The organism is Streptomyces sp. NPDC058274, from assembly GCF_042881375.1.
In the GTDB taxonomy this organism is placed as follows: Bacteria; Actinomycetota; Actinomycetes; order Streptomycetales; family Streptomycetaceae; genus Streptomyces.
Genome location: NZ_JBHVXW010000007.1, coordinates 264,902 through 278,218, shown reverse-complemented (window position 1 = coordinate 278,218; position 13,317 = coordinate 264,902). Strand labels below are relative to the sequence as shown.

Sequence of the window (13,317 nt, the reverse complement as noted above, 5' to 3'; positions counted from 1 at the left end):
CCGGCGCGTGTCAGCCGGCCGCGGGGCGCAGCGCCTTGGCGACCACCGCGCCGATGTGGGCGATCGGCTCGGGTTCGGTCATCTCGTAGTGCCCGCACGGCACGGTGTGATCGGCGAACGTGCCGTCCACATAGGGGCGCCAGCTGTCCGCCTTGCCGGGCGCGAGCGCGAGGTCGGCCGCCTCGACCGAGGCGGCGGGATCCTCGGCCGCGCTGAAGAAGAGCACGTCGCCGTGGAACACGCCCGGGGTGAACTCCGGTGCGATGCGCAGGTTGTTGCGCATGACCGTGGCGATCGCGGCCGCCTCCTCACGCGTCACCGGCAGGGAGGTGCCGTCGCTGTCCGCCAGCTCGCCGATGCGCTCGAGGACGGTGTCGACGGCCGGGATGTCCGACTGAGAGGTGACCGGCAGCCCGGCCACTCGCGTCAGCAGGGCCGCGACCTGCCGTTCGGCCGCCTCGGGGGAGTAGGGGACGCGGTGCGGCAGGGGCGCGTCGAGGAGGGCGAGCAGCTCGACCTCCTCGCCCTGCTCCTGGAGCACGCAGGCCATCGAGTGCGCCACGAATCCGCCGTAGGACCAGCCGAGCAGCCGGTAGGGGCCCCGGGGCTGCACCTCGCGGACCAGTTCCACGTACGTCGCCACCATGGAAGCGGCGTCCGGCGCGGGCGGCCTGGTGCCGTCGAGGCCGGTGGCCTGGATGCCGAACACCGGCTGGTCCGCGCCCAGATGGGGCAGCAGCCCGGTGTAGCGCCATGACACGCCCGCCCCCGGATGGACGCAGAACAGGGGCGTATCGCTGCCCTCGGTCCGCAGTGGGAGCAGGGGCCGCAGGGCGTCGGACGCGTTGTCCCGGCCGACGGTCTCCAGCAGCCCCGCAACGGTCGGCGCGGCCAGCAGCGCGGCGGCGGGCGCGTCCAGCACCCCGGCCTGGCGCAGCCGTCCCGCCAGCAGTACGGCGCGCATGGAGTCGCCGCCGAGGTCGAAGAAGTTGTCGTTGACCCCGATGCCCCCGATGCCGAGGGTCTCCTCCCACAGCCGGGTCACCGCCTGTTCGTGCTCGGTGCGCGGGGCGAGGTGTGCCGTGGTCAGGTGAGGCCGGGGCGCGAGCGAGGTGCCGTTGTCCGCGGTGGCCGTCGCGGACGTCTGCCCGTCGGCGGGTCCGGTGCGGGCGCCCGGGGCGTCGATCCAGTGCCGGTGGCGCTCGAAGGCGTAGCCGGGCAGCGGAACCCGCCTCGGCAGTACGGCGCTGCCGGCGCTGTCCGGGAGCGCGGTGTCCACGCCCGCGCTCCACAGCCGGCCGAGTGCCTCGGCGAGGACGAAGCCGTCCGGGCTGTCGGCCTTGGCGTGCCGCATCGTGGTGACCGTCACCGGGCCGTGGTCCGCGAGCTGGGCGCGGGCCAGCTTGGTGAGGCTGTCACCGGGCCCGATCTCGACGAGTACGGGATGGTCGCGCTCCCACAGCGCGGTGATGCCGTCGGCGAAACGGACCGTGCGCCGGGTGTGGTCGAGCCAGTGCTGTATGTCCGTGACCTGCGCGGGGGCGGCCCAGCTGCCGGTGACGTTCGTGACGTACGGGATGCGTGGCGGGCGCAGGGTGAGCGAGCGCAGATGGCCCGCGAAGGTCTCCAGGATCGGGTCCAGGACGTGGGAATGTGCGGCGGCCGGCACGCGCAGTCGGCGGAACGGCACGTCGCGACGCGTCAGTTCCTTCTCCAGTCGCGCCACCGCGTCGGTTTGCCCGGCGACGGTGCAGGCGGCGGGACCGTTGACCGCGGCCAGGGACAGCCGGTCGTCGAGCAGCGGCAGCAGGGTCTCGGCCGGGGCCGCCACCCCGACCGTCGCGCCGCCCGAGGAGGTGATGAGCCGCATGCGCTCGGCGACCACGGGGAGCATCTCGTCCAGGTCGAGCACGCCGGCGAGGCAGGCCGCGGTGTATTCGCCGAGCGAGTGCCCGATCAGCGCGTCGGGGCGGACGCCCGCCTCGATGAGGGTGGTGGCGAGCGCGTACTCGGTGACGACGAGCGCGAGGAACGCGGACGGGCTGCCCGGCTCGGCCTCCTCGAACAGGACAGTGCGCAGGTCGTGCCCGGTCACCGGGCGCAGGATGCGGGCGCAGCGGTCCACGGCGTCGCGGTAGACGTCGTTGTCGCGGTACAGCTCCTTGCCCATGCCCACGTACTGTGTTCCGCCGCCCGGCAGCAGGAACGCCACCTTCGGGGTCTCGTCGGGGACCGGCGGCCCGGCCGGGCCGGTGGCGCGCAGCGCGGCGACCGCCTCGTCGACCGAAGTGGCCGTGACGGTGAGCCGGTGGCGCAGCGCCGGCCGGTGCACGCGCAGCGAGTGGGCGACGTCGTCCAGCCGCAGGCCGGGCCGCGCCGCAAGACGGTCGGCCAGCGCGTCGGCCTGGCCGCGCAGGGCGCCGGCCGTCCGCGCGGACAGCGGAAGGACGTGCCGGCGGCCTTCCTCGGGCGGCCGGGGCGGAGCCGGGGCGGTGGCGGGTGCCTCTTCGAGGATGACGTGCGCGTTGGTGCCGCCGATGCCGAAGGCGCTGACCGCCGCCCGCCGCGGATGGCCGGCCGCCGGCCAGTCCTCCAGCGTGGTCGGTACCCGGAACGGTCCGGAGGCGAAGTCGATGAGCGGGTTGGGCCGTTCGAAGTGCAGGTTCGGCGGGATCTGGCGGTGCTCCAGCGCGAGGACGGCCTTGATGAACCCGGCGATGCCGGCGGCCGCACCCAGGTGCCCGATGTTGGCCTTCACCGAGCCCAGGGCGCAGAAACCGCGCCGTTGGGTGCTCTGCCGGAACGCCTCGGTGAGCGCGGCCACCTCGATGGGGTCGCCGATGTGGGTGGCGGTGCCGTGGGCCTCGACGAACCCGATGGTGCCGGCGTCGATGTCGGCCTGGGCCTGCGCCGCGAGGACGACCTCGGTCTGGCCGGGTGTGCTCGGGGCCGTGAAGCCGACCTTGCGGCGCCCGTCGTTGTTGACGGCCGTGCCCCGGATGACCGCGCGAATGCGGTCGCCGTCGGCGAGGGCGTCCTCCAGGCGCTTGAGTACCACCGCTCCCACCCCGTCGCCCGACGAGGTGCCGGCCGCGTCGGCGGCGAAGGTGCGGCAGCGCCCGTCCGGCGAGAACGGCCCGCCGGGAACATGCCGATAACCCAGCATCGCCGAGGGGTTGAGGGACACCGCGGCGGCGAGCGCGGTGTCGCAGCGGTACTCGATCAGGTCCTGGCACGCGGTGTGCAGCGCGACGAGCGCGGTGGAGCACGCCGTCTGCAGCGACACGCTCGGGCCGGTCAGTCCCAGCTCGTAGGAGATCCGGGTGGCGAGCGTGCCCAGGGAGTTGGAGGTGGCCGCATGCACCAGTTCCACCGAGCCGGGCTGCCCGGCGAACCTCGGGTACACATGGGCGGGGTAGTAGCGGCTGTCACCACTGCCCGCGTACACGCCGACCGTTCCGGCGGCAGACTCGGGCGGGCAGCCCGCGTCCTCCAGAGCGTGATAGGCCGTCTCCAGCAGCAGCCGCTGCTGCGGGTCGACGACGGCGGCCTCGGCGGGGCTGTAGCCGAAGAAGCCGGAGTCGAACAGTTCCATGCCGTCGATGACCGAGGCCATCCGGACGAGCGAGGTGTCGTCGAGGTCGCGCGGGTCGCCCCCGGCGGCGAGGAACTCCTCGTCGGTGACGGGCCGTACCGAGTCCCGGCCGTTCGCGAGGTTGTCCCAGAAAGCGTCCACGTCGTCCGCGCCGGGGAAGCGGGCCGCCATGCCGATCACGGCGACGGCGGGTGCCGCACCGTCCTGCGGGTCCGTCGTCTCATCCATGGCCTCGGTCCTTCCGATCCCGTGCGGAGCGGCGCGCCGCGCGGGCCTCGCGCTGCCGCTGTGCTTGTTCCTTGGCCCGGTCCAGTCCGGTCGGCTCAGGAGCCGCCGTCACCCCTTGGGCGGGCGCGGGCGCCGTGGCGCCCTGCTCGGTCAGATGCCGGGCCAGGGCTCGTACGGTCGGGTGCGCGAACAGGTCGACGACGCTCAGTTCGCAGCCCAGCGCCTTGTTGATGGTCGTCTGTGCGGTGACCAGCAGCAGCGAATTGCCGCCCAGGTCGAAGAAGTTCTCGTCACGGGAGACCCGGTCGCGCTCGAGGACACGGCACCAGAGCGTGGCGAGTTCGCCCTCCAGCCGGCGCAGTTCCTCCCCGGCTGCCGGGTCCGAGGCCTGGGCGGCGGTGCCCGCCGAACGCAGCACCCAGGCGTCCCCGGCGCCGGCCGCCTCGGCGGCACCGGCCGCGGCCGTGTACAGGGCGCCCAGATCGGCGCCCTCGTCGAGCGCCACGCGACCGGCGAGGCGCCGCAACTGCCGTACGGGCGAGAGCACATGACTGCGTACCCAGGGGGCCGTGCGGTCGGCGCCGATGAGGAGGTGCGGTGCGTCCACGGTGCGGGCGAGGTCGAACGAGCGCAGCGCGGCCGCCGCCTCCAGCACCCGGTAGCCGCGGGCCTCGGTCAGCGAGGTGAGCTGGTAGCCCAGGCTCATGCCGCGGTCGCGCCACATGCTCCAGGCCAGGCTCTGCCCGGGCAGGCCGGCCCGGCGCCGGTGCACGGCGAGGGCGTCCAGGAACGCGTTGGCGGCCGAGTAGGCGGCGTTCATCGCGCCGCCGAAGTAGCCGTTGACGGAGGAGAAGGTGACGAAGGAGGTCACCGGGTGCTCGGCGGCGACCGAGTGCAGGGTCCAGGCGCCGCGGACCTTCGCCTCCAGCGCCTCTGCCCAGTCGGCGGGGGCGAGTTCCTGGACGGGACGCTCGTCGAAGGCTCCGGCCAGGTGCAGTACCGAGGTCAGCGGGACGTGCCAGGTGTCGGCGGCCTCGCGCACGGCCGCCCGTACCTGCTCGGGCTCGGTGACGTCCACGGACTCGTAGCGCACCTCGCCGAGCTGCCGCAGCCGTTGCAGCGCTTCGATCCGGCCGGCGGCGGGTCCCGCGTCGTCGAGGTGCCGCTGCCAGGTCTCCTCGGCGGGCAGCCGGGTGCGTCCCAGGAGGAGCAGCCTGGTTCCCGGTGTCTTCAGCAGATGCGCGGCGACCTCGCTGCCGACACCGCCGAGACCGCCACTGATCAGGTGGAAGCCGTCGTCCCCGGACGGTGCGGTACGGGGGAGCGGCTCGGGCAGCGGCGTCAGCCGGCGCACATGGCGGTGTCCGTCTCGGAGCGCGATCTCGACGTCGGTGGGGTGGCTCAGGGCCTCGGCCACGATCGCCTCGGCCGACTGCGACTGCGACTGCGACTGCGACTCCGCCTCCCCACCGGGCGGCAGATCGAGGTGGACGCCCCGCAGCCAAGGAAGCTCCTCCCGCAGCGACTTGAGCAGGGCGCCCGCAGCCGCGTGGGCCAGGCCCGGACGGTCGTCGTCGGTGACGGTCTGGGCCCCGGCGGTCACGAACAGAAGGTCCAGCGGACGCTGCGGAACCGGACGCCCGGCCAGGGCGCGGGCCAGCACGAGCAGCGATGCGGCGCTGTCCTGCCCCTCCCACGTACCGTCGTCCGGCAGGCCGTGCAGCGCGCCCAGGTGCACGACGGTGTCCACCGGCCGTCCGTCGGCCGCCAGTTGCGCGAGCAGCGTCGCCTGGTCGTCCTCGCTGCCGGGCCGGATCCGGTAACGGGCGGCGTCCAGGCGCTCGTACGCAGGGCCGTCCGTGACGACGGTGCACAGACCCGCCCCGGCGCGCAGCCGGCCCGCGATGTGCCGGGCCACATCCTCCGTACGGGGTTCGCCGCCCGCCAGGACCAGCGTGTGGTGGCCCGCCGGGCGTGCCCTCCGGTGCAGGGCCTCCGCCCGCTGCCACGTCGGGCGCAGGAACCAGTCGGGCAGGGTGGCGGCCGTACCGAGCAGCAACTGCGCCTCGCGCACGGCGTCGTCGAAGTCGCCGGCCTCGAAGCTCTTGCGGAGCTTGGTGCGCTGGATCTTCCCGATCTCCGTCTTGGGGATCGCGTCGGCGGCGACCGGAATCAGGAAGGCGGGGCTGACCCCGATCTCGCGGGTGACCTTGCCGCCGATCTCGCGGAGGGCGGCCGCCGGGTCCTGGCCGGGGGAGAGCTGGAAGAACAGGGCGAGTTCGTCGGTGCCGGCCGACGCGTCGGAGCGCACCGCGCAGGCCGCCGTGAAACTCCTCACGACGGTGGGCAGTTCCTCGACACAGGCCTCGATCTCGTGGCTGTAGTGGTTGACGCCGTTGACGATGATGACGTCCTTGGCGCGGCCGGTGATGTACAGCTCGCCCGCGCGCAGGAACGCCAGGTCACCGGTGTCGAACCAGCCGTCGTCCGTGAACGACTCGGCGTTCGCCTTCGCGTTGTCGTGGTAGCCGCCCGTCACGGACGTGCCGCGCACCTGGAGCCGGCCGGCGTCGCCCTCGGCGAGCACCGCGTTCCGGTCGTCGACGATCCGCATGGCGAACCCGGGGTACGGCAGACCGCAGCTGACGAACGACTCGTCATGGCCCGGTGCCTCGCCCGGGAGCACGCAGTCGGTGACCACCGAGCACGTCTCCGACATGCCCCAGCCGGGGTGCATGACGTCCTGCGGCAGCCCGAACGGACGCAGCGCGTGCAGGAACCGGCGTGCGGCGGACGCGACGACGACCTCACCGGCGTTCATCACCAGCCGCATCGGGGACAGGTCCCAGGCGCGGTCCCCGAACCGGTGTGCCTGTTCGGCGAGGAGCCCGAACGCGAAGTTGGGCGCCCAGGTGACGCTGACGCGGTGACGGTCGGCGAGGTCCGCCCAGCGCAGCGGGTCCTCGAGGATCCACGACGTCGGCGCGTGGATCTGCCGGCAGCCGAGATAGACGTCCCGCAGATGGAACATCACCACGCCGGTGACGTGGTCCAGGGGGATCCAGTTCAGGGTGACGTCGTGCTCCCCGAGGCCGTTCATGGCCTCGGTGGCCGCGGAACGGGTCAGCACATTGCGGTGGGTGAGACGGACCGCCTTCGGCAGGCCCGTGCTGCCGGAGGTCATCAGCATCAGGATCAGGTCGTCCGGCCGCGCAGGATGCCAGTCGCGGTCCTCGGGCGCGTCGCGCAGGGCGTCGGCGGTCGTCAGGCGCAGTCCCGGCCACTCCCGCCGCGCGGCGAGGTCCCGCAGTCCCGCCTCGCTGTCGGGCGAGGCCACGATCCAGGGCCGGTCCAGCATCCGCCAGATGCCTTCGAGCTTGGTGACCGCGGCGGAAGTGGTCGCGTAGGACGCGGGCACGGTCAGCGGTACGGCGACGAATCCGCCGAGGATGCAGCCCCACAGCACGGCGACGAAGTCCTCGGTGTCGCCGCACTGGAGGATCACCTGGTCGCCCGGCCGAAGTCCCGCCCTGCGCAGCCCGGCCAGCACCCGGGAGGCCTCCTCGACGAGCGAGTCGTAGCTGTGCCGGGTCTCACTGCCGTCCGCGCGTACGTGCACGATCTCGCCGTGTGCCCGGCCTGCCGCGCGAGTGAGGGCGGCCGCCCAGTCGGGCACCGACGGCTCGGGCAGCGCGGGCCCTTCGCTGAGGGCCGGCACGGTCGTGGCGCGGTCCCGGGTGTCGTCCGGCTGCGGCGGTGGGCCGCCGGCCGGACGCAGAGCACCGACGTGCCGACGGTCCAGTTCCCCGGGTACGTCCTCCAGGCGGAGGTCGACCTCGCGGACACCGGGCACACGAGTGAGCGGACGGCGCCATGCCTCCGCGGACCGCCGGTCGACCGGGGGCAGGGCACGCAGTGCCCCGGTGTCCAGGCTGCCGTCGGCGGAGCGGGGGAGATCGCCCACCACCGTGATCCGGGCCTGGCCGGACAGGGCCTGTTCCACCTGCTCGGCCGCGCCGGCCCGGTGCGGCACCACGTACACGGTGGGCGGCCCGTCGTCCGGCGCGGGAAGCACGACCGCGTCGCGGACGCCGGGGACGGACAGCGCCGTGCGTTCCAGTGCCGCCGCTGCGGCCGCGGCACCCGGGCCGGTGACCGACCGGGCGGACGGCCGGGCGGGGAGGGACAGCGCGCCGACCTGGACGTCCGCATCGCTGCTCACGGCCTCCAGGAGAGTGCGCAGCCCCAGGGCGAACTGCTCGGCGGTGTCCGCCTCGTACAGGTCCGTGGCGTACTCGACGTGCAGTTCGAGCCCGTCGGGAGCGCCCTGGGCATCGTGGCGTTCGAGGACGTCCACGAAGAGGTCGAACTTGGCGGTGCCGGTGGCAGTGGGTCGCAGCGGGACCGCGTCGTCCCCGAGTGCCAGCACGGCCCGCTCGTTGTTCTGCAGGGCGAGCATCACCTGGAACAGCGGGTGCCGGGCCGGATGGCGGGGCGGATTGAGCTCGTCCACCAGCCGGTCGAAGGGCAGGTCCTGGTGGTCCAGCGCCCGGAGATCGAAGTCCCTTGCCCGTGCGAGCAGTTGACGGAAGCCGGGATCGCCGGAGGTGTCGGTCCGCAGGACGAGCGTGTTGGTGATCAGCCCGATCACGTCGTCGAGGGCGGGCTCGGACCGGCCGGCGACCGGGGTGCCGATCGCCACGTCCTCCCCCGCGCCCCACCGGGTCAGCAGAGCGGCCAGCGCCCCGTGCAGCACCATGAAGAGGCTGGCGCCCTCGACGTCCGCCAGCGCCAACAGCGCCTGATGCAGGCGGGCGTCCACCGGAACCGTCACGCTCGCGCCCTCGCCCGCGGTGGCCTCGGGCCGAGGCCGGTCGGCCGGTGGCGCACTCTCCTCGGGCAGCCCGTCCAGCGCCTCGCGCCAGAACGCCGTCAACTCCTCCACACGGCCTGGCCCTTCGGGCGCGGGCGCCAGCAACCGCCGCTGCCACAGGGCATAGTCGGCGTACTGCACCGGCAGCGGCTCCCAACGAGGCACCTCGCCCGCGGCCCGCGCCCGGTAGGCGGCGCCCAGGTCGTCCGCGAGCGGCCTGAGCGACCAGCCGTCGGCCGCGCTGTGGTGCAGGAGCAGGAGCAGCGTGCGGTCGCTCCCCGTCCCGAACACGGCGGCCCACAGGGCGCTTTCGCGGGTCAGGTCGAACCGGTGGCGCAACGCGGCCGAGACCTGCGCCGCGACCTCCTCGGCGGGGCAGTCCACGACCCGCAGTTCAGGCCGCAGCTCGCCGGGCGCGAGGATCCGCTGATACGTGGCGCCACCGTCCTGCGCGAACACCGTACGCAGGCTCTCGTGCCGGTCGGCCACATCGCCGAGAGCGGCCCGCAGCGCCTCGTCGTCGAGCGCCCGTCGCAGCGGGACGACCAGCGGGATGTTGTACGTCGCCGACGCCTCGTCCAGCCGGTTGAGGAACCACATGCGTTCCTGAGCGAAGGACAGGGGAGTGCGCTCGGGGCGTACGGCGGCTTCGAGCGCGGGCAGCCGTGCCGGGCCGTCGGTGCCGTCGGTGAGTCGCGTGGCGAGAGCGGCGGGCCGCGGCGTGTCGAACAGCGCAGTGATCGGTACGTCGGTACCCGTTTCCGCACGCAGCCGGGCCAGCAGACGGGTGGCGAGCAGGGAGTGGCCGCCGAGGTCGAAGAAGTTGTCCTCCGTGCCGACGGTGTCCGCGGGCAGCCGCAGCACCTCCTCGAACAGGCGGCAGACGAGGGCTTGTTGGGGCGTAGTGGGACGGGCGCCGCCGGCGGCCGCGGCGAAGTCCGGTGCGGGCAGCGCCTCGGTGTCGAGCTTGCCGTTGGCGGTCAGCGGCAGTTCCTCGACCAGCACGCACGCGGCCGGAACCATGTGCTCGGGCAGGCGCTCGGCGAGATGGGCGCGCAGCTCGCCCGGCGCGGGATGCCCGCCGTCGGCGGCGATCGCATAGGCCACGAGCTGTGTTTCGCCGTCGTCGCTCCGGCGGGCCACCACGGCGGCCCGCGCGACCGCCGCGTGCCGGGCGAGCACGGCCTCGATCTCGGCCGGCTCGATACGGAAGCCCCGGATCTTGACCTGCTGGTCGGCGCGGCCGATGTACTCCAGCTCGCCGTCGAGTTGGCGCCGGGCCAGGTCGCCCGTCCGGTACATACGGGTACCGGGCCGCCCGAACGGATCGGGCACGAACCGCTCCTCGGTGAGCTCCGGACGGTTCAGATAGCCGGGGGCCACACCCGGGCCGGAGACGTACATCTCACCGGTCACACCCGGCGGCACGGGCCGGCGCGCGCTGTCGAGGACGTGGACCCGCAGGTCGGCGAGCGGGCGGCCGATGACACTGGCCCGGCGCGGATCGTCCAGGTCGTCCCGGGTCACGCGGTGATGGGTGACGTGCACGGTCGTCTCGGTGATCCCGTACATGTTGACCAGGGCCGGGGCGTCCAGTCCGTGCCGGTCGACCCACGGACGCAGCCGCGCCGGGTGCAGGGCCTCGCCGCCGAAGACGACGTAACGCAGTGCTCCCGCCGACGGCCGCGGCGCCGCGTCGGGGGCGGACTCGGCGTCGGCCCGCATCAGCTGCTCGAAGGCGGACGGTGTCTGGTTGAGGACGGTGACACCCTCGGCGCGCACCAGCTGAAGGAAGTCCTGCGGCGACCGGCTGACCGCGTACGGCACCACGACGAGCCGTCCGCCGTGCAGCAGCGGACCCCAGATCTCCCACACGGAGAAGTCGAAGGCGTACGAGTGGAACAGGGTCCATACGTCGTCCTCGCCGAAGCGGAAGTGCTCGGCGGAGGCCTCGAACAGCCGGACCACGTTGGCGTGCGGCACGGGCACACCCTTGGGGCGGCCGGTGGACCCGGAGGTGTGGATGATGTACGCGATGTCGGACGGCCCGGTCGCACCCGTGCGGTCGGCGTCCGTGAGGTCGTCACCGCGGTACCCCGCCAGACCGTCCTCGGTGTCCGGAGCACCGAGGACCACGGCCGGGACGGCCGAAGCGGGGAGGTGGGCGGCGTGCGCGCTGTCCGTGACGAGGACGGCGGGTGAGACGTCCTCCATGACCAGGCGCAGACGCTCCGTGGGATGACCGGTGTCGAGGGGAAGGTAGGCGGCACCCGTCTTGAGTACGGCGATCAGGGCCGAGATGAGCCTCAGCCCGCGGGGGAGGGCCAGCGCCACCACACGGCCCGGGCCCGCTCCGCGCTCGACCAGCAGACGGGCCAGCCGGTTGGCTTCCGCGTTCAGCTCCGCGTAGGTGAAGGACACCCCCTCGCAGGACACCGCCGTACGGTCCGGAACGCGTTCTGCCTGCTCCTCGAAACGCTCGGTGAGCGTTGTGGTGACGGTGTGTTCGGGGGCGGGCGTCTGCTGCGGATGCTCCCCCGGAAGCAACAGCGACGCGTCGGCGACCGGCATCTCCGGCCGGGCGTCCGCGAGTTGGCGCAGCACGAGAAGGAACCGCTCCAGATGGAGGCCGAGTTCCCTCTCGTCGTACAGCGCGGGATGGGCGTCGAAGGCGAGCCACAGTCCGTCCGGATCGGCTCCGGGGCGGATGGATATCTGCAGATCCTCCACGGCGCCGCCCGACAGGTGGTGGGAGGTGGACGGGCTGCCGGCGAACACCAGGTCCTCGGTGAACGGGACGATGTTGACCACGGGCCCGTGCACCCGCCGCCCGCCGCCGAGCAGCCCCAGATCGCGGCGGAGGAACTCGCCCCGGTACTGCTGATGCCGGCGCAGGGCCCGCAGTTCGTCGGCGACGCCCCGCACCAGCTCGCCGACCGGCGCGTCCGGGGCGGCGGACACCCGCAGCGGCAGGATGTCGGAGGCGGTGCCCGGGGTGCGCAGCGCGGCGCTCCCGAGGCGGCTCATCGTCGCCAGTCCGAGTACGAGGTCGGTGGCGCCGGTCATGCGGTGCAGATACGCGGCCACGGCGGCGACGAGCAGATCGGTGCGGGAGACGTCGAATCGCTTCGCCGCGGCGGACAGGGTGGCGGCCTCGGTGGGGGTGAGGTCCACGGTGCGGCGGAGGAAGGGCGCGGCCGGGGCCGCGGTCCGTTCCGTGAGCCGTACGGGTTCCGGCAGTCCGGCCAGCCGGTCCGCCCAGTGGGCACGGTCCCGCTCATGACGCTCCGAGGCGAGGTAGGCCGCTTCCTCCTCCTGGAGCCGCCGGGCCGACTCGAAGCCGGCCGGGGCGGGCTGCTCGCCGGCGGCGAGCGCGGTGTAGGTGTCGGCGAGGCGGCGGGCGACGAGTTTGTAGCTGTAGCCGTCCAGCAGGATGTGGTGCGCACGCAGGAACCAGAAGTACCGGTCGGGCGCAAGGGTCAGCAGGGCGTGGGAGAACAGCGGACCCGACTCGATGTCCACCGGCGTGACCAGGTCACGCCGGATCCATTCCTCCGCGGCGGCCGTCGGGTCGGCCGCGCCGCTGACGTCCACCCGGTGCAGCGGCCAGTCGTCGGGTGCCTCCGCCCGGACGCACCGGGGCCCGTCGGCGGTGTCCAGGAAACGCTGCGCGAAGGTGTCGGCCTCGGCGACCGTGCGGCGCAGCGCGGTCTCGAACAGATCGGTGTCGACCGGCCCGTGGATCTCCACGTACTCGCCGGTGTTGTAGGCGGCGGTGCCCGGAGCGAGGCGCTGGGCGAACCAGAGGCCCTCCTGCGCTCCGGACAGCGGTCGACGATCGTCCTCATGGACTGACATGGCACCAACCCTCAGTGGCGAGCGGTCTTCGGACGAATCAAGGGGGAAAGCCCCGCGGGGCCGGACGCGCCGCGGTCGGTACCACCGCCTGTCGCCCCGCCGGCAGGCGTAGCGCCGCCCCACGCGAATAGGGGTGAACAAAGCAGGGAAGCGGTCGCACACTCAGGCGCCAAAATCGCGTGATCGGCTGCGATCTCCTGCCGCCGCATCACCTTGCATGACGCCGAGTCGGGCAGTCAAGGGCGTCCCGGGGCATACGGAATTAATTCCTAGGGAAACACCTAGAAAGTGCGGCTGATCGCGCTGTTGGCGTTTGGGGACAGGGGCGGCTTGCTTTGCGCCCTGCATTGGTTCTCGCTTCGTGGCTCTTTTCAGGGAATCCTCACCGTCTTTCTGTGCTGCGCCGGCCGGGAGTCGACTGCGACGGTGTCTGCTTTCCCTCGCCCGGGAGTTGATGGTGGGAGCCCGACTCTGCGCGGAGGCACGTTCACGGAGGTGAGGGCCTACGCCGGTGAGGGCTTACGGCCGCCCAGGGCCCGATACCGGGCCTGCGAGAGGGGAAAGCGCGCCGTCCATGCCGTGCGCGTCACAGTCGCCGACGCGGACAAGTTGCCTAGCGCAGCCATCTTTAGGGAAATACCTGAACCTTGCGTTCCGGCCTTGCTCGCGGGTGACACCGTCCGTTTTCCTTTGTTCAACCCGCTCCGAGAGCGCCAACACTCCGGAAAACCCTTACGAAGGACCGTCGTTCGGTCTCGCGTGA

2 protein-coding genes are annotated in these 13,317 nt (G+C 73.1%); both read right to left on the bottom strand.

What is annotated here, in order from left to right; genetic code table 11:
- Positions 1–10: 10 nt before the first annotated feature.
- Positions 11–3,823, bottom strand: coding sequence for a type I polyketide synthase (locus ACFVYF_RS17290; RefSeq protein ID WP_389456080.1), 3,813 nt, complete (start codon positions 3,821–3,823; stop codon positions 11–13).
- Positions 3,816–12,554, bottom strand: coding sequence for an amino acid adenylation domain-containing protein (locus tag ACFVYF_RS17285; protein WP_389456078.1), 8,739 nt, complete (start codon positions 12,552–12,554; stop codon positions 3,816–3,818). The genes ACFVYF_RS17290 and ACFVYF_RS17285 overlap by 8 nt, the downstream gene beginning before the upstream one ends.
- Between the last annotated feature and the right edge of the window lie 763 nt (positions 12,555–13,317).